A 17,527-nucleotide genomic window follows, 5' to 3' on the forward strand; every position below is an offset into this window, starting at 1 on the left:
GGAGCACGTGTCGCCGTGCTCGCCCGATCGCGAGATGCGCTGGACGTGACCGCCGAAGAGCTGGCCGCGCTCGGCTCGCCTGACACGATCGGCGTTGAGGCGGACCTCCGGGACGCAGAATCGGTCGATGCCGCCTTCGACAAGATCGGTGCCCGATGGGGCCGTGTCAACGCGCTTGTCAACGCAGTGGGACCGACAGGCGTGATGGGGAACTTCGAGAACTACACCGACGAGGACTGGCACAACGCTGTCGATGGCGTTGCACTCAGCGCGGTCCGGACGATTCGGGCGGCGCTGCCGTACCTCCGTGCAGCGCCGTGGGCTCGGATCGTGAACGTCTCGGCGATTTCAACCAAGCGGCAGTCTCCACCGTTGATTGCCTACACAGCCGCAAAAGCTGCGCTGACAAGCCTGACGAAGAATCTGTCGAAGTCCCTGGCTGTTGACGGGATCCTGGTCAATGCGGTGAGCCCAGGCGCTGTTGCCTCGGATTCGTTTAAGGCGATCCTGGCGCGGATTCCTGACGTCGACGAGAACGATCTCCACGACGTCATGCGCTACATCGTTGCCCAGCATGGCCATCCGGCGTTCCTTGATCGAGCGGCAGCTCCGGCCGAGATCGGCCCGGTGATCGCGTTTGCCGCATCCGCCCTCAATACCTACATGACCGGAGCGAACATCAACGTCGACGGGGGCACGGACTTCTCGTGAGCGCCCGAACAGGGCATGCGTCACCGTCGACAAGCAGTCCCGCAGCAAGCCAAGGGGCGCTGACCGTCAGCCGGCGCGTCGACCAAATTCGATCCGTGCAGAAGTCCCGTCGGTGTGATCGAGACGTATCGAACGTTCACGTAGATCGAAAAAGTCGGTCCTCAAGGCCACCGATGAACACATCGACGGTGAACTCGAGTTGCTTGCGGTCACACAGGTCGTAGGCGCCGGACGCGATGCGGCTCACGTTCTCGAAGCGTTCATCGTGTGCAGCGACGGCGATCCGGACCTGCCGAGCCCGGGGGTGTTCGCCGGCGTTCGTGCTCAGAACGACATCTCGCGCGAACCCGAGACAAATGTTCGACAGGGCACCTAAGCATCTGGACGCGACCTCGTCGTCGACGCCGGCACGCACGAGGGCTCGCAAAACCGCCTCGGCAGGCGAAAGCAAGCCAGGTACGAGGCCCACGCTTGGACGAAAGAACTCGACGTAGCGACCCGTGGCGACCAGCGCGTCGGTGAATCCGACGGCAAACGACCGGCACGCGGCCTGCCAGCCGTCGGTGGGGGGGATCTCGATCGTCGCAGCGTGTGCCGAGAAAGCGTCGGCGGCAACGAACTCAAGCAGAGCATCTCGGCCGGAGACATGGTGGTTGAGGGCAGATCGGTCGACTCCCAAGATGTCGGCCACCGCCTTCATGCTGACCGCTTCTGGGTCAAGACTCCGCGCCGCTTCAATGATTCTCGGGACGTCCAGGCCTGCGCGTTCGCCGCGCGATCGTCGCCTCGCCGTGATCCGCGATCGGACCTTGTTAGCCATGGGTGCTCCCGGTCGGCTGTTGACGAGGGGTCGCCGCAACCCTAGTGTCAGACCCGTTCTATTCACGGCCGTGAATAGAACGTAGCTGTCGTGGAGTGCGCATGTCATTCGAGCCGGCTCCGGTGAGTTTCGAGGACGCGCCGGCGTCCTTTCACCTCGCTCATTTTCCTTCGAAGGGTTCGCGGCTTTGGCCTGAACGTGTCGCGGTGATCTGGGATGCCGGTTGCTCGTCCCGGACGTTTCGTGAGCTCGATCTGCGGGTGGGCCGGCTGGTTACCGTGATGCGAGAGGCGGCCGTCGTCCCAGGGTCCCGGGTCGGAATTCTCGCGCCGAACTGCCCGGAGTTCTTTGAGGTCTTTTTCGCCTGCGCCCAACTCGGCGCGGCGATGGTCCCGCTGAATGTTCGACTGTCGGCGCGCGAAGTCGCCTACCAGGTCGGTGACTCCGGGATGACTCACGCCTTCGTGCATCCGGAGCTCGAGGATCTGGCCCGAGCGGGGGGTGTCGCCGAATTGCGCCGTTGGCGTATTGGGAGCGAATACGACGAGGCTGTTCTCGGCGCGAAGGTGAGCAGCGTAGAGCCAAGATCAGATTCCGCTGATGTGGTGTGCCAGATGTACACGTCAGGCACGACCGGGGACGCAAAGGGCTGCATGCAATCGGCCGGCGCCTGGCTGGCCTCAGCGTTGAACTTCGGTCAGGGACTCCGGCTGCCACGCCATGCGTCCGTGGCATCGTGGGCTCCCTACTTCCACGCGTTCGGCTTCGGCATCGCGCTGTCGCATCTGTTGGTGGGTGGCACGGTCGGCGTGACATCGGGAGAAGTCGACTACTGGCCGACATTTGACGCGTGCGAGCCCTACACGATGGTTCCGATGCGGTCACTTCCACCGGACGGCGAGCCGCGGCACTCGGTACGGGTGGTGATCGGCCAAGCGGGGCAATACCGGCCGCAGTTCCGAGAGTTCCTCAAGCTTTTTCTTCCCAACGGTGAGTATTTCGGAATCTACGGCCTGACCGAGGCGACGAACATCGTCATGCTCAGCTCCCTGCAGGACGAGATTGACCATCCCGGCGCACTCGGGACGCCACTGCCGGGAGTCGACGTGATGGTCGCCGACGCATCGGGCAGCGCCGTCCGCCCGGGTCAGGTGGGGGAGTTGCTATTCAGGGGTGCCCAGATGTGTTCGGGCTACTGGCACAACGATGCCGCCACCTCCCAGCTCTTCAGCGGTGGCTGGATGCATACGGGTGATTTGGCCAGCTTGGGTTCCGACGGCGCGATCTGCTTTCAGGATCGCAGCAAGGACATGATCAAGAGCGGTGGAGAGAACGTGTTTTCTGCCGAGGTGGAGCGGGCGCTCATCGCGAGCCCACTGGTGGCGGACGTCGCTGTGCTCGGCGTTCCGGACGAGCGGTGGACCGAGGTCGTGAAGGCGGTCGTGGTCCTGACCGACCCGTCAACGGCGTCCCTCGTGGCTCTGGACCGGCACTGTCGGGAACACATGGCCGCCTACAAGCGTCCGCGACTGTATGAGGTGGTCCGCGAGCTGCCCCGCAACCACACCAACAAGGTCATGAAGTCCCTCCTGCGAGCTGAGCATGATCCCGTACGGTGCACCGCGATCGAAGGCTTCGCCGAGCGAGGGGAGTAAACAGCGTGCTGGTCGCGGTGGATGACTCCCGAGGCGTTCGAACCATCGTCCTCAACCGATCCGAGAAGAGGAACGCCTTCAATGGCCAACTTCTCGAAGACCTCAGCCGCGCGATCGCTGACGCCGACCGAGATCCGTCGGTGGCGGTCATCCTGTTGACGGCCTCCGGGCCGGCGTTCAGTGCAGGCGCCGACTTCGCCGAGCTTGAGGGCACGCTGCCGGCCAGCGACAGCAGGAGGCATTTCGATGCGCTCATTCAGGGCCTGACGGACCTGTCCAAGCCGCTGATCGCAGCAGTCAACGGTGCTGCCGCAGGGTTCGGCATGACGATCCTCGGATATGCCGACCTGGTCTTTATCTCGACGAAGGCGCGTCTTCGCTGTCCATTCACAGAGTTCGGGTTGGCGCCGGAGGCAGCTTCGAGCTACCTGCTACCCGCGCTGGTCGGCCGGCAGAACGCCGCATGGATCTTGCTCTCGTCGGAGTGGATCACCGCGCAAGAGGCCCACGAGATGGGACTGGCCTGGAGGATTTGCGAGCCGGAGGATCTGCTGAGAACCGCAGAGCGCCACGCGGCAGTACTTGCGCGACACTCGGTCGCAAGTCTCGCTGCCGTGAAGCGAACCATGCTGGCTCCTCACCGGGACAATGTCATCGCCGCTCACCAACGGGAGATGGTCGAGTTCGCAGAGCTTCGTGGTAACCCTTCGAGGCCTTCCCTCAGCGTTGCCGTGAGCGATCCCGAACCCGAATCCGCTGGGCCGAGTTAGTCGTGACGTCGACACGGTGAGATCCATCGCCCACCTTGCTTATCTGTCATGGTTTCGCAGGAAGTCGCGGATCACCGGGGCTAGCCCAGCGGCGTGGGTGACAATGCCGAGGTGGCCGTCGTCGTAGGTGTGCAGATTTGCGTGCGGCAACAACCGGCGCATGATTCGCGCGTTGACCGGGGGGATGAGTGGGTCGTCCTCGCCGGCGAGGATCAGCGTGCGCTGTCGGATGGTCGGTAGGAATGGGAGGCTGGTCCAGCCCAGTCCTGCGGCGAGCTGGAGCAGGTATCCGCTGCGTGTGCCGAGCCGTTCTTCTTTGAGTAGGAGCTGCGTCACCGATTCGGGGTCCCGGCGCAGCTGGCCGCCGTACAGGTCCGGCGCGGCGTCCACGGCGAACTTGGCGTCGCGGTACCGCCGCGGCGTGAGCATGTGTCGCAACACGGCTGGACGCGCAGGCACCATCAGTGCACCGGTGGCCGTGCTCACCAGCACCAACTTGCGGCAGCGACGCGGGTTCTGAAACGCAAACTGCTGGGCGAGGCCGCCGCCCCAGGAGATGCCGAGGACGTCGACCTTGTCGTACTCGAGGCGATCGAGAAGTTTGCCGAGCCAGCACGCTAGGAGCGGGAACGTGTACGGGAGGGGCGGCGGTGTGGACCCGCCGACGCCAGGTACGTCGAAGCGCACCACTTCGATCGTTGAGTCGAGGGCGTCGACGAACGGCTGCAACAGATCGAGGCTGGCGCCGATCCCGTTGCACAGTACGAGAGGCGGGCCGTCGCCCGACCCTTGTCTTACCGCGACGCGGACGTGACCGCCGAGCAGTTCGACCCGCCGCAGTTGCCCGCTCACTGGTCGTCCTCAGCTGTCGAAGACGTAGGTGCCGGGTGCGAGTTCCATCGCGGGGTATGTTGCGGAGCCGAGCTCGACTGGAGCGGGCTTCAACCCGCCCGCCCGATCTGCGAGCCACCGGTCGAAGTCGGGCCACCACGAGCCTTCATGGGTGGCCGCGCCCTGCTTCCAGTCCGTGGTCAGCGCCGGCGTGTTGTCGGCAGTCAGGAAGTTCGCTTTCCGATTTCCCGGCGGGTTCACCATGGCTGCGATGTGTCCACCGCTGGAAAGCACGAACCGGCTGTGTCCGCCGAGTAGTTGGGTCGAGGCGTAGCACGCCTGCCAGGGGCAGATGTGATCACTGACGGCTGCGACGACATAGTTGTCGGTCATCACCTTACGGAGGTCGACCTCCGTTCCGAGCATCCGGGCGGTGCCTTCGGTGATGCCGTTATTGACTGCGAGTGAGACGAAGTCGCGGTGCAGCGCCGCCGTCATCCGAGTGGTGTCCGCGTTCCAGAACAGGATGTCGAACGCGGGCGGCTTCTTGCCGAGCAGGTAGTTGTTGACCCAGTAGTTCCAGACGAGGTCGGAGGGTCGCAGCCAGGCGAAGACCTCGGCGAGTGCCCGGCCGTCGAGATAGCCGCGGGCTTTCGAAGCGGCGACCGCTGCGGCGGCAGTGTTGTCGTCGAGGAGCGCCCCGCCGAGTCCGGCCCGGGATTGGTCCAGGAGCGTGACAGCGAGGCCGACGCCAGCAATCCGCTCGTCTGATCCGGTGGCAGCCAGGTGTCCCATCACCATCGACGCCAGGATCCCGCCCGAGCAGATCCCGGTCAGCAGTGTCTTGTCGGTGGCGGTGATCGCCTCGACCGCGTCGACCGCGTCGAGTACCGCTTGGCCGTAGGCATCCGTGCCCCAGCCGCTGTGACGGGCGTCGGGATTGCGCCAAGAGATGACGAAGACCTGCTGACCCTGCTGAACGAGGTAGTCGACCATGCTTCGTCCGGCGGCGAGGTCGAGGACGTAGAACTTGTTGATTGTCGGGGGGACAATGAGCACTGGGCGTTGGTGCACCGTTTCTGTCTGCGGCCGGTATTGGATCAACTCGAGGATTTCGGTGCGCAGCACTACTGAGCCGGGTGTAACCGCGAGATTCTCGCCGACGCAAAATGCTGATTCATCGACCATCGCTGGCACCCGGGGGGCGCTGCTGAGGTCGCCGACCAAGTTGCGGGCGCCGCGCACGAGGCTTAACCCGCCGGTGTCGATAGCTGCCTTCCAGGCCGCAGGGTTAAGTAGTGGGTTGTTGCTCGGCGCCGCGGCCTCGAGCAGGTTGTCGACGGCGAAGCGGGCGCGCTGTGCGTCGCGCCACTCCAGCGCGGTTTCGGCTACGAGGCGTTCGGCGGCGCGGGCTGTGGCGAGATAGGACTGGAGCACCCGGCGGAGGAACGGGTTGCCCTTCCAGGCCGGGTCGGCAAAGCGACGGTCTTTCGGCGACGCGGTGAGGTTTGACGTCCCCCGCGCGACCCTGGTGAGCTCCGCGGCGTACTCCAGGCCGCTGGTGGCAAGCACCCGGGGCCGGCGGGCGAGGCTGCCCGTGACACGTACGCCAGTCTTGCCGGGCAGGATCCGGCTGGCGGTCCGCCGTGTCGGTGTCGTGAGGATCATGTCGAGCGCGCCGGCGAACTCGGCTCCCGGGCCATCGCCGGCAGGCGTCGCCATCTTGGTAGCGGTCATGGGGTGCCTGCCGGGCTTCGATCCCAGGTCATTCGCAGCTGCGCCTTGACAACCTTGCCAAGCGCGTTGCGTGGGAGCGCGGAGACGAGACGGATCTCCCTCGGCACCTTGAACCGCGCGAGGACCGTGCGGGCGTGATCGAGCACGGCGTCGACGTTGAAGTTCGCCGCGTCGCGCGGCACGACGAAGGCGACGGGTTCTTCACCCATCACTGGGTCCGGGCGGCCGACGACGGCGACCTCGACGACGTCGGGGTGGGCAATCAGCACGGTCTCCACCTCACTCGGCGAAATGTTTTCACCACCGCGGATGACGAGGTCCTTCTTGCGGTCGACGAGCACGAGGTAACCGTCGTCGTCGAGATGGCCGACGTCACCGGTATGCAGCCAACCGTCGCGCAGCGCGGCGGCGGTCTCTGCCGGCCGGTTGAGGTAGCCGCGCATGATCGTCGCGCCGCGCGCGGTCACCTCGCCGTCGGCGCCGACCGGCTGCGGCTTGCAATCGTCATCGACGATCCTTAGTTCGACGCCGGCCAACGGCTGTCCTACGGTGCCGGCCTTCCGTGGGCCATCCGGCGGGTTGACTGTGAGCGCGACCGTCGACTCGGAGAGCCCATAACCTTCGACGACCGGGACCCGGTACCTGGCCTCGAACTCACTGATTGCGCCCGGCGGCATCGGAGCGGCGCCGCATATCGCGAATCGCAACGCGTCTGTGTTGGGAGTCGGCCCGGCCGGCAGCGCGGACAGAAGCATGTACAGCGCAGGCACGGCGGAGAAATATGTCGCGCGCTCGCCGACCGCAGACGACCAGAAGGTGTTCGGGTCGAAGCGCTCGAGCAGCACGGTCGAGCCGCCGACGGCCAGTGGTGCGACCACGCTGAGCATGATCGCGTTGACGTGGAACAGTGGCAACATGAGCAGCGCGCGGTCGGCAGCGGTCAACCGCAGGCCGTCGGTCAACGCGTCGGTCATCGCTGCGAGGTTGGCGTGGTCGAGTTGCACACCCTTGGGGCGGCCGGTGGTGCCGGAGGTGTAGATCAGCAGCGCGAGGTCGTCGGGTTGTGGGCCGCCGCTGTGTCGCGCCGGCGCACCGGGTCCGAACACCGACTCGACCGAGATCGACGCAACATCGCCGACGAGGTGTCGCGAGGACGCATCGACGACAGCAACGCGGGCGTGTGAGTCCGCCAGTTGGTAGGCGACCTCGTCTTCGGTGAGCGCCGGATTGACTGGCGTCACGGCGGCCGAGAGCGCCCAAGCTGCATACATCACCACGACGAGCTCCGCCCTGTTGGGCAGCACCACGGCAACGACGTCGCCGTGGCCGGTGCCGGCCTCCGTGAGATGGGTGGTCATGCATGCGACGGCGGTCCGGAACGCCGGGTAGTCAAGCCGCACTGACTCGTCAGCGATTGCGTCGCCGGTCTGGCCGGGATCGAAAATCGGGCGAAGGTGGGGGAGTGTCATGGTTACCATCTCCAGCCTGTCGGGAGGATGGTCGGAGCCTCGCAGCGATCGAGCGATCCAGGTACAGGCCGTGGTGACGAACCTGGAGGTGGTGGTTGTCCCGTCAGCCCAATCAGGGCAACTGGACGAGCACGCTGCCGCCGAGAACGTGCGTCGCCAGGAGGGCGACCTCGACCTCGAGGCGGGCGTCGCTGAGCGGCCGGCCACGTATCTCCTCGGCCTTGCGGATGCGGTACTGCACCGTGTTCTTATGTAGGTTGAGCGTCTTCGCGGCCGCGGTGAAGCTACCTGCGGTGGCAAGGAACACCCGGACCGTCTCGCGCAGCCGGGCCATGTTGTCGTCGTCGATCGCTAGGTCACCGAGCACCGACTGGATCCAGCCGCGCAGCGCGTCGAGGTCGCTGCACATCAGCGCGACGACTCCGACGTCAAGCGTTCGTGTCACGCGCGCTCTGCTCTCGGGATCGCTGGCCAGCGCGACGGCGTGCGCCTGCATAGCCTGGCGATGACTGCGCCGGAACCCGTCCAGGCCGATCGCCGGTTCGCCCAGGGCGATCCACGTACCCTCCTCGACTTGAATCTCGCCGCCGGGTGCTGCCGTGGGGAGCCAGGCCCAGATGGTTGAGTCATCCGGAGTGACAACCAGCGGCGCGCGTTCGCTGCTGAAGGTTTCGGCGAGCCGACGGACGACCCGCTCCAGCCGGATCAGCCGCTCGGCCTGCGGCCAATTTTCCTCGCCCCACACGACGACACCGCGGTGCGCTGTGCGCAGCGGGTAACCCAGTGCACTCTCGGCGTCGTCGATGTCCACTGCGCCGCCGGCGAGGATCGACCTTACCCGCGCGCCGCGAAGCGCTCCCCTGTTGTTCATCCACCGGTCCCGCTCCGCCTGGTACGCCACCACGACCTGCTCGGCGATCCGATCGATGTAGGCGAACGTGATCGAAGACAGGTCGAGCAGCGCGCGGACCACTGCCTCGCGGGTGGCGGAAGCTGCGGTAACGCCTTCGCTCATCTGGTGCATGAAGCTGCCCTGGCCGATGCGGTATGCGCGCAGCAGCGCGCTGATCGGGACACCGCGCTGCGCGAGCCGGCGGGCGTACTCGATCGCCGCCGCAGGCGCCTCGAGATCGGCCTTGCCGATTCCGGATTCGACCGCGTCCAGGATGGCCGAGACGTTGGCTCGCACACTTTCGCCGAGCAGTTGTTCGAGCGGACCATCGCCCGCCAGCTCGGGGATCTCGCGCAGCATCTGCTCGCTTAACGCGTCGCTGAGCGCCGCAATGTTCGGCCGGTTCGCGGCCGCAACGTCCACCAGCAGATCACCAGTTCTGGTGCTCATGCGCGCAACATAACAGCCGCGGCTTGTGGCGCGAGCCCAGCGCGACGGCGAATCTTCGGGTTCGTGGCCCGATTGCTACGAGGCCGGACGCCTCTACTTTCAACGACACCAGCACATCCGGCGACAAGGAGCAGTCCCATGGGTCTCACTACCGGCACGCCGCCGCCCGTCGATCCTGCCACGCTCTACAGCCTGCCGTACCTCGAGCGCATCAAGCGGTTGTCCCAGCACTGGGCCGAGCACGGCTTCGGAGCACCGACAATCACCCACCTCATCTACATCTCCAAGTTGCTCATCCTCTACATCTGCGGCGGGTACCTGGTGGTTTCGGCCACCTCTGGTCTTCCCGTGCTGCACCCCGGCGCTTGGTGGACCGAGCCGATCGTCTATCAGAAGGCGATCCTCTGGACACTGCTGTTGGAGTGCCTGGGCGTGGGAGGCTCGTGGGGGCCGCTTGCCGGTCACTTCAAGCCCTTTACCGGCGGCTGGCGGACCTACCTTCGGGTCGACACGATCCGCCAGCCACCCTGGCGGGTCCCGCTCACTTCCGGAGACCGCCGTACGCCGGCCGACGTGGTGCTCTACGCCGGCTTGGTCGCGACGCTGGTGACCTCGCTCGCTCTCCGAGGCGTCGCCGACCCGGCCTTTGCGAGTTTGGGCTTCACAGCTGGGCGAGTGTCGCCAGCGCTGATGGCTGTGGCCGCAGCGCTCTTGGTGGTGCTTGGGCTGCGTGACAAGACCGCGTTCCTGCAGGCGCGTGGCGAGCAGTACCTGCCGGCGCTAGTGTTCTTTGCGGTCTACGACGGAGTGGACATGATCGTCGCGCTCAAGCTGCTGATCGTTGTCGTCTGGCTGGGCGCCGGCTTTTCGAAGTTCGGCCGGCACTTCGCCAACGTCGTGCCCCCGATGGTGAGCAACACACCCTGGCTGTCATCCAAGGCGGTCAAGCGTCTGCACTACCGGAGCTTCCCCGACGACCTGCGCCCCTCGCACCGCGCGTCGTTGCTGGCCCATATTGGGGGAACCTTCGTCGAGATCGTCGTGCCGCTTGTCCTGCTGTTCTCCCACAACTGGACTGCGACATACGTGGCAATCGCCGTGATGGTCTGCTTCCACCTGTTCATCATCTCGACATTCCCGCTGGCGGTCCCGCTGGAATGGAACATCCTGTTCGCGTTCGGCGCGGTCTTCCTCTTCGGGGGACACCCCGCATGGGAGGGCTATGCCGTGGGCGATATGTCAACGGGGCTGCTTGCCGTCACGGTCGTGGCGCTTCTGTTCTTCCCGGTGCTCGGCAACCTCCGGCCCGATCTGGTGTCCTTCCTTCCCTCGATGCGGCAGTATGCCGGCAACTGGGCGTCCGCGGCTTGGGCCTTCGCACCTGGGGCGGAGGAGCGGCTCGAGGAATACCTCGTCAAGCCGGCGCCGATGACGGTGGATCAACTGACCGCGATGTACGACGGCGCCACCGCAGAGGTGTTGTTGCACCAGCTGCTGGGCTGGCGGTCGATGCACAGCCAGGGACGCGCGCTGAACTCCATCATGATCCGCCAACTTGGGGACGACATCGACCGCTACACGCTGCGAGAGGCGGAGTTCTCCACGAACTGCATCGTGGGATTCAACTTCGGTGACGGCCACCTGCACGATGTGCGGTTCATCGAGTCGATCCAGCGCCGCTGCTGCTTCGAACCCGGAGAGTTCGTCGTTGTGTGGATCGAGTCACAGCCGGTGCACAAGAGTTACCAGTGTTATCAGGTGATCGACGCCGCGATTGGAGTCGTCGAGCGCGGCCGCTACCAGGTCGCGGATGCGGTGTCCGAACAGCCGTGGCTGCCCAATGGTCCGATCCCGATGACGGTCGAGTGGCGTTTGGCAGGCTACGAGCGGGTCAGTCACGGTACTCGAGCGATCGATCTGCGTACCGCAATGGTGAGGTCATGACCCGCGCTGTCGTAGTCGGTAGCGGCCCGAATGGTCTGGCCGCAGCGCTCACGCTCGCCACCGAAGGCGTCGACGTCGTGGTTGTCGAAGCGGCCGCCACCCCTGGCGGTGGCACCCGCAGCAGCGAGTTGACGGTGCCGGGCCTTATCCACGACGAGTGCTCCGGGTTTCACCCTCTCGCGGTCGACACCGCGTTCTCGAAGGCGTTCGACCTTGCTGCCTACGGTCTGACCTGGTGTCGGCCACAGGTGCAGTACGCGCATCCGCTCGACGGCGGTACCGGGGCGGCGAGCTACCAGTCGGTCGAGGTGACCGCGCGGGGCCTTGGCGGCGACGGCGAGCGGTGGCGCAGCGTGTTCGAGCCGCTCGCCAGCAACTTCGACAAGATCACGAGCGACTTCTTGCAGCCGATGCTCCGTGTGCCCTCCCACCCAGTGGCTCTGCTGAGGTTTGGGGTGCTCTCTGCGATGCCCGCCACCCTGCTTGCGCGCCGCTGGTCGAGCGACGAGGCGCGGGCACTATTCGGCGGGGTGGCTGCGCATGCGATGCACGACCTGTCCTCACCGATGTCCTCCGCGATCGGCGTGGCCCTTGCAACAGCCGCCCATGCCTACGGCTGGCCCGTCGCGCAGGGCGGATCGGCAGCGATCAGCACCGCGATGGTCGCGGCGCTCGAGGGCCGGGGTGGCAAGGTGCTGACCGGCGTGACGGTGCGGGATCTCGATGAACTCGAGTCGCCCGACCTCGTGATGCTAGACGTCGCGCCGCGCGCGGCCGTTGAGATCGTGGGCGAGCGGATGCCAACCCGGATCCGCCGCGCGCTCACCCGTTACCAGCACGGTCCCGCGGTGTTCAAGGTGGATTATGCGATCGACGGCGACGTCCCATGGCAGCACGAGGCATCCCGGTTGGCAGGCACTGTCCACGCCATTGGGGGGTTTCGGGAGATCGTCGCCGCTGAACGCCAGGTCTCGGCAGGCCGGCTGCCGGAGCGGCCCTTTGTCCTGGTTGGACAGCAGTATCTTGCTGATCCGGCGCGTTCGTCCGGCGGCCTCAATCCGCTCTACGCATATGCGCACGTCCCGGCCGGCTTCCGAGGTGACGCCGCGGTCGCGATCGAGGCGCAGATTGAGCGCTTCGCCCCAGGGTTCCGGGACCGGATCGTTGCGCGTCACGTGCGGAGCACCGCGCAGATGCAGTCCTACAACCCGAACTACGTGGGCGGCGATGTCGTGACTGGCGCAAACACGGCGCGCCAGATCGTCTTCCGACCGCGGTTCGCACTGAACCCGTACGCCGTCGGTGTGCCGGGCGTGTACCTGTGTTCGGCGGCCACCCCGCCGGGCGCGGGCGCGCACGGCATGTGTGGCTACAACGCGGCGAAGGCCGCCCTGTCAACCCTCTCATAGGAGCCCGACCGCCGGTCGGGCTGACCAACCCTAAGGACAAGTCATGTCAGTTCCGTCGAAGCACACATATGAACGAGTCGCCGTGATCGGTGGCGGCGTGATCGGCGTCTCCTGGACCGCGCTGTTCCTCGCGCACGGCCTCGAGGTGGTCGTGAGCGATCCGATGCCGGATATCGATAGCCGGGTGATGAAGCAGCTTGCCGTGATCAGACCCACTCTCGACGAGCTCGGATTCGACACGTCGCGTCTCACTGATCGGTTGAGGTTCGAGCCCGACATCGCGAAGGCGGTCGCCGACGCCGACGTCGTCCAGGAAAACGGCCCGGAACGGATGGACCTCAAGCAGCAAATCTGGGCCACGATCGAAAAGGCCGCGCCGGCTCACACGCTGTTTGCGACCTCTACATCATCGCTACCGGCCACCGAGATCGCGACGGCGCTGCAGCACCCTGAGCGCTTGATCGTCGGGCATCCGTTCAACCCGCCACACCTTGTTCCACTTGTGGAGATCGTGCCGGGCGAGCGGACCGCCCCCGCGACCGTCGACGCGGCTGTCGCCTTCTATCGCTCGCTTGGCAAGCGTCCGCAGGTGCTTCGCAAGGAGATCCAGGGATTCGTCGCCAATCGCTTGCAGTCCGCACTGTTCCGCGAGTGTGTCTACCTCGTGGCGCAGGGGGTCGTCACGGAGGCCGAACTCGACGAGGTGGTGACGTCTTCGATCGGGATGCGCTGGGCGGTCGCGGGACCGTTCCGTACTTTCCATCTGGGAGGTGGACCCGGTGGGCTGGCAGCGTTCCTGACCCATCTCGGCCCGACGATGGAGGCGATCTGGCCGCTCCTGGGTAGCCCCACGTTCGACGACGCGACGGTGGCGGTGCTCGCCGACCAGGCCAAGGATCTGGGCGAGGACATCGCCCAGCTGGCCGAGACCCGTGACCGCAGCCAGATCGCGCTGATGAAGGCGTTGCACGAACTGCCCCGCGGCTGACTCGGGGCGGATCGGCATATTCGGGCGAGTTGAGGAGGACACCATGAACGCCACGGCAACGCGCGGTGATCGGCATCGTGTGGTCATCGTCGGATGCGGCTTCGCGGGCCTGTTCGCCGCGAAGGAACTTCGGCGGCAGCCGGTCGAGATCACCGTCATCGACCGCGTGAACCACCACTTGTTCCAGCCGCTCCTTTACCAGGTCGCGACCGGCATCCTGTCGGAGGGAGACATCGCTCCGCCGATCCGCGACGTGCTGCGCCACCAGCGCAACACCAACGTGATGCTGGGCGACGTCGACCGGATCGACCTTCAGTCGCGCACGTTGGGCGTTGACAGCTTCGGTGCGCGTGCCGACGTCCCGTACGACAGCCTGATCATTGCCACGGGCGCGAACCAGTCGTACTTCGGACATCCCGAGTTCGCCCAGCACGCGCCCGGTATGAAGACCATTGACGACGCGCTCGAGTTGCGGGCTCGAATCTTCGGTGCCTTCGAGATGGCCGAGCGCGAGCCTGACGCCGAGCGACAACGCAGCTGGCTGACCTTTGCCGTCGTCGGCGCTGGACCGACCGGGGTGGAGGTAGCGGGTCAGATCGCGGAGCTCGCTCGGCGGTCACTGCATGATAATTTCCGGCGCATCGATCCGAGCAGCGCGCGAGTGGTGCTGCTGGACGCGGCACCCAAGCTGCTGGGGCCGTTTCCGGAGGCATTGCAGCGTCGTGCCCGCGAGGACCTAGAACGTCGCGGAGTTGAGATCCATCTCGGCGTGATGGTCACGGGAGTCGACGAACGCGGCATCGAGACGAACGCCGCCGATCCCGGATTGAAGCGACTTGAGGCGGACACAAAGATCTGGGCGGCTGGCGTACAGGCATCGCCGCTCGGTCGGCTGGTGGCCGAGGCGGCCGGCGCCGACGTGGACCGCGCGGGCCGGGTTCAGGTCCAGCCTGACTGCACGCTGCCCGGTTATCCCGACGTATTCGTTGTTGGCGACCTCATGGCTCTGGACCACCTTCCAGGTCTCGCCCAGGTCGCGATCCAGTCCGGCCAGCACGCTGCTCGAACGATCGCAGCGCGGCTTGGCGGGGACCCATCAACCCGTGCATTCGCCTACCGGGACAAAGGCACCATGGCAACCGTCTCGCGGTTCCGGGCGATCGCGAGCATCGGCCGGATCAACCTCTCGGGATTCCCGGCCTGGCTGCTGTGGTTGGCGGTCCACCTGTTTGCGCTGACCGGTTTCAAGAACCGCCTGGCAACGGTGTTCAACTGGGCGATCGCCTTCCTGGGGCGAGGCCGTCCGCAGCGCGCCATCACCGCCCAACAAGCCTTCGCCAGAGAAACCCTGCGGGCTCAGACCGCGGCACGCGATCATGGACGGGAGGGTCGTCGTGCGGGCGGTGCCGCCTGAGCCGCCGCTTGCGGTCGCGAGCCGCACCGAACTCATTCAACTGCTAGGTCAGGCGTGCGAACTCGAACACGGGCTGATGTGCGAGTTCGTGTACGCACGATTCTCCTTGAAGCGGCCGGGACGGTGACGGTCTGACTCCCGCGCAACTGGAACGAGGAGCTAGGTGGGAGACGGTCCTCGTCGAGATCAAGCAAGAGATGCTCCACTGCAAGCAGTGACCGAGGGTTTCGAATGGTCGGAGGGCGGGCGTGACTTCTCCCCTGACGTCGACAAACCCGGGGAGGGAACGGGGACCCCGACACTCCCGACGGAGTCTGCTTAGGCAGGGCGTCGCCATCGCCATTACCGGGTTCACGCTGTACGTGGTGTTTCCGAGCCTGGCCCGGGTCGTGGCCTCATGGCCTCGCCTGCTGACCTTGAGCCCGCTGTGGCTGCTCGGCGCCTTCGCTGCGGAGGTCGCTAGCTTCGTCTGTACCTTCGCGTTGCAGCGGTTGGTTCTGCGAACCCCAAAGTGGTTCGCGGTCGCCACAGCCGGTCTGGCCGGAAACGCCGTGACGAACATAATGCCCGGGGGAGACGCTGCAGGCGCCGCTGTTCAATTCTCGATGCTCGAGACCGCGGGCATCGACTCCGACACTGCTGCCGCCGGCCTCGCTGCCGCATCCTTGCTAGGCGTCGGGGGTTTGCTGGCGCTCCCGATCTTCACCTTGCCGGCCGTGTTGGGTGGAGCGCACGTGAGCCGCAGCCTGGTGCATGCCGCGCTGCTCGGGCTGGGCGGGTTCTCGCTGTTCGTTCTCGGTGGCGTCGTGGTCATGTCGACCGACCGGCCTCTCGAGGCGTTCGGCCGGTTCGTGCAGTGGCTGTGGAACAAGGTCCCGGGTCGACGGCGCAAGACCACGGGGTTGGGGGTTCGTCTGTTGCGCCAGCGGGATTCGATCGTATCCACGTTGGGCCGGAATTGGCGTCGCGCGGTTCTCAGCGTTGGCGGGCGCCTGGGGCTGGACTACCTGTGCCTCCTCGGTGCGTTGCGCGCAACTGGTAGCAACCCCCGCCCTTGGCTGGTGTTGCTCGCATACTCCGCCGCCGGAATCATCGCCTGGGTGCCTGTCACTCCGGGGGGTCTCGGAGTCGTCGAAGCGAGCTTGAGCGGGCTACTGGTCCTGGCCGGTGTCGACGCCGGCAGTGCGTTCGTGGCTACCCTCGCCTACCGGTTGGCGTCGTATTGGTTTCCGCTGTTTGCTGGTGGCGTCGCGTACGCACTTTTTCGTCGACGCTACGGGCCGCCCCGTCTCGGCAGCCCGAGCGCGGCGAAGCCAAGCTCATGAGGCTGGGAGACCGCACTCGGCGGCTCAGGGAGATTGTTCGTGTGCAGCACCAGCGCCGGAGCCTGGTTCGGGTGTCGTCGCTCGCCTGTTCCTCCGGTTCATCGGACGATCCCGCCGGGTCCACCGACGGTGAGAGGTAGCCATGGCCGTGGGTGACACATCTGCGACCCACTCTGACGTCGTCATCGCGCCGCCGGTAGCCGTTCCTTCCGTACGGCGGGCCGCGGACGTCCTCCGCCTGATCGTTGCTCTGACCGTGCTGCTCGCCAGCCTCCTGCTGGGGGCGCTGGCACACATCGCGGTCCGGACCACAGAGCGGAGCCTCCTGGGATCGGTTGTCACGGTGTCAGGGTCGCTGCGTGACGTGCTGAGCGTGGTCGTACAGCTCTGTGTTGTCGTGGCACCCGCAGTGGTGGTCATCGTGGTCATGGTGGCTCGCCGGTACGTCTTGGGTGGCCGGCTGCTGTTGGCCGCGGTGGCAGGGGTCGGTGCCGGGTTGCTCATCTCACACTCGCTGCTCACCGGTTCGCATCCTGCGATGTGGCATGAGCTGCTGGTGGGCAGAGGCGGATTGTTCACGGTTACGTTCCCGCCGGTCGCGTGGTTGTCGGGCGCCACGGCCATGATCACCGTCGCCGCGCCAGCACTGTCCCGTCGTTGGCGCCGCGGGCTGTGGTGGCTCGCAGGGGCTGGCGCCCTCGTCGAGGTTGTGGTTGGCGGGTTCCTACCTTTGGACGCAGTCGTCGCTGGCACGCTGGGCGTGGTGGTCGGCTCGCTCATTCTGTTGGCGTTTGGTGGCCCGCCGTCTCGACCCGCAGCGGGCGAGGTGGTGGCGGCCCTCCAACAGTGCGGCGTCGATGTTGCTGCCCTCAAGGAACTGGAGCCGGTGACCCGTGGCCCGGCGATATACAGGGCAACCACCCGCGACGGGACCGAGCTGCTGGTTCGAGTCTTCACGGTGGATGACCGCGACCACGACCGCCTCAGCCGGCTATCTCGGCGGTTGCTGTTGCGCGATCCGCAAGACGAGCGGACAGGCACCACGGTGGAGTCCGCCGCCGAACACGAGATGCTCGCCACCGTCTCTGCGGCACGGGCAGGAGCACGTGTCC

14 protein-coding genes are annotated in these 17,527 nt (G+C 66.1%); 9 read left to right on the plus strand and 5 right to left on the minus strand.

The genetic code is table 11. From position 1 onward, the window contains the following. The coding region (locus VML93_RS08150) for an SDR family NAD(P)-dependent oxidoreductase (RefSeq protein ID WP_325609468.1) at positions 1-711 on the plus strand (711 nt) is incomplete at its 5' end. A gap of 136 nt (positions 712-847) precedes the next feature. Here the strand turns inward: VML93_RS08150 and VML93_RS08155 are convergent. After that, positions 848-1,402 (minus strand): hypothetical protein, encoded by a 555-nt coding sequence (locus tag VML93_RS08155; RefSeq protein WP_325609470.1) that lies wholly within the window; start codon positions 1,400-1,402, stop codon positions 848-850. Positions 1,403-1,632: 230 nt separating this feature from the next. Between VML93_RS08155 and VML93_RS08160 the strand changes: the two genes are divergently transcribed. Continuing rightward, positions 1,633-3,186 (plus strand): class I adenylate-forming enzyme family protein, encoded by a 1,554-nt coding sequence (locus tag VML93_RS08160; protein WP_325609472.1) that lies wholly within the window; start codon positions 1,633-1,635, stop codon positions 3,184-3,186. A gap of 5 nt (positions 3,187-3,191) precedes the next feature. After that, positions 3,192-3,956, plus strand: a complete 765-nt coding sequence (locus VML93_RS08165) for an enoyl-CoA hydratase/isomerase family protein (protein WP_325609474.1) — start codon at positions 3,192-3,194, stop codon at positions 3,954-3,956. A gap of 39 nt (positions 3,957-3,995) precedes the next feature. Here VML93_RS08165 and phaZ read toward each other — a convergent pair whose 3' ends face one another. The 4 genes from phaZ to VML93_RS08185 form a co-directional block, all read right to left on the minus strand. Then, positions 3,996-4,808, minus strand: a complete 813-nt coding sequence (gene phaZ / locus VML93_RS08170) for a poly(3-hydroxyalkanoate) depolymerase (protein WP_325609476.1) — start codon at positions 4,806-4,808, stop codon at positions 3,996-3,998. Positions 4,809-4,817: 9 nt separating this feature from the next. Further along, complete coding sequence (locus tag VML93_RS08175) at positions 4,818-6,524, minus strand: PHA/PHB synthase family protein (RefSeq protein WP_414686305.1); 1,707 nt, start codon at positions 6,522-6,524, stop codon at positions 4,818-4,820. Next, a complete protein-coding gene (locus VML93_RS08180; protein WP_325609478.1) occupies positions 6,521-7,993 on the minus strand; it encodes a class I adenylate-forming enzyme family protein in 1,473 nt (490 codons plus the stop codon). Before VML93_RS08180 ends, VML93_RS08175 begins: the two co-directional genes overlap by 4 nt. Positions 7,994-8,105: 112 nt before the next feature. After that, positions 8,106-9,335, minus strand: coding sequence for a PucR family transcriptional regulator (locus tag VML93_RS08185; protein WP_325609480.1), 1,230 nt, complete (start codon positions 9,333-9,335; stop codon positions 8,106-8,108). A gap of 138 nt (positions 9,336-9,473) precedes the next feature. On the opposite strand from VML93_RS08185, the gene VML93_RS08190 reads away from it, so the two are divergent. The 6 genes from VML93_RS08190 to VML93_RS08215 form a co-directional block, all read left to right on the plus strand. After that, positions 9,474-11,279, plus strand: a complete 1,806-nt coding sequence (locus VML93_RS08190; RefSeq protein ID WP_325609482.1) for a DUF3556 domain-containing protein — start codon at positions 9,474-9,476, stop codon at positions 11,277-11,279. Then, positions 11,276-12,688 (plus strand): NAD(P)/FAD-dependent oxidoreductase, encoded by a 1,413-nt coding sequence (locus VML93_RS08195; RefSeq protein WP_325609484.1) that lies wholly within the window; start codon positions 11,276-11,278, stop codon positions 12,686-12,688. Before VML93_RS08190 ends, VML93_RS08195 begins: the two co-directional genes overlap by 4 nt. A 43-nt stretch (positions 12,689-12,731) precedes the next feature. Further along, a complete protein-coding gene (locus VML93_RS08200) occupies positions 12,732-13,676 on the plus strand; it encodes a 3-hydroxyacyl-CoA dehydrogenase NAD-binding domain-containing protein (RefSeq protein WP_325609486.1) in 945 nt (314 codons plus the stop codon). A gap of 43 nt (positions 13,677-13,719) precedes the next feature. Continuing rightward, positions 13,720-15,090: an NAD(P)/FAD-dependent oxidoreductase gene (locus VML93_RS08205; protein ID WP_325609488.1), complete on the plus strand. Its 1,371-nt coding sequence runs from the start codon at positions 13,720-13,722 to the stop codon at positions 15,088-15,090. A 248-nt stretch (positions 15,091-15,338) separates the two neighbouring features. After that, a complete protein-coding gene (locus tag VML93_RS08210) occupies positions 15,339-16,415 on the plus strand; it encodes a lysylphosphatidylglycerol synthase transmembrane domain-containing protein (protein ID WP_325609490.1) in 1,077 nt (358 codons plus the stop codon). 148 nt (positions 16,416-16,563) lie between these two features. Beyond that, positions 16,564-17,527 (plus strand): hypothetical protein (locus tag VML93_RS08215; RefSeq protein WP_325609492.1); only part of this gene is annotated, 964 nt, incomplete at its 3' end.

Source organism: Mycobacterium sp. (assembly GCF_035499775.1).
Lineage (GTDB): Bacteria > Actinomycetota > Actinomycetes > Mycobacteriales > Mycobacteriaceae > Mycobacterium.

What these genes read in the sequence shown, in the direction of transcription:
- VML93_RS08160 (WP_325609472.1), top strand. Translation starts at nt 1,633, where the DNA reads ATGTCATTCGAGCCGGCTCCGGTGAGTTTCGAGGACGCGCCGGCGTCC.
- VML93_RS08175 (WP_414686305.1), bottom strand. Translation starts at nt 6,524, where the DNA reads ATGACCGCTACCAAGATGGCGACGCCTGCCGGCGATGGCCCGGGAGCC.
- VML93_RS08180 (WP_325609478.1), bottom strand. Translation starts at nt 7,993, where the DNA reads ATGACACTCCCCCACCTTCGCCCGATTTTCGATCCCGGCCAGACCGGC.
- VML93_RS08185 (WP_325609480.1), bottom strand. Translation starts at nt 9,335, where the DNA reads ATGAGCACCAGAACTGGTGATCTGCTGGTGGACGTTGCGGCCGCGAAC.
- VML93_RS08190 (WP_325609482.1), top strand. Translation starts at nt 9,474, where the DNA reads ATGGGTCTCACTACCGGCACGCCGCCGCCCGTCGATCCTGCCACGCTC.
- VML93_RS08195 (WP_325609484.1), top strand. Translation starts at nt 11,276, where the DNA reads ATGACCCGCGCTGTCGTAGTCGGTAGCGGCCCGAATGGTCTGGCCGCA.
- VML93_RS08200 (WP_325609486.1), top strand. Translation starts at nt 12,732, where the DNA reads ATGTCAGTTCCGTCGAAGCACACATATGAACGAGTCGCCGTGATCGGT.
- VML93_RS08205 (WP_325609488.1), top strand. Translation starts at nt 13,720, where the DNA reads ATGAACGCCACGGCAACGCGCGGTGATCGGCATCGTGTGGTCATCGTC.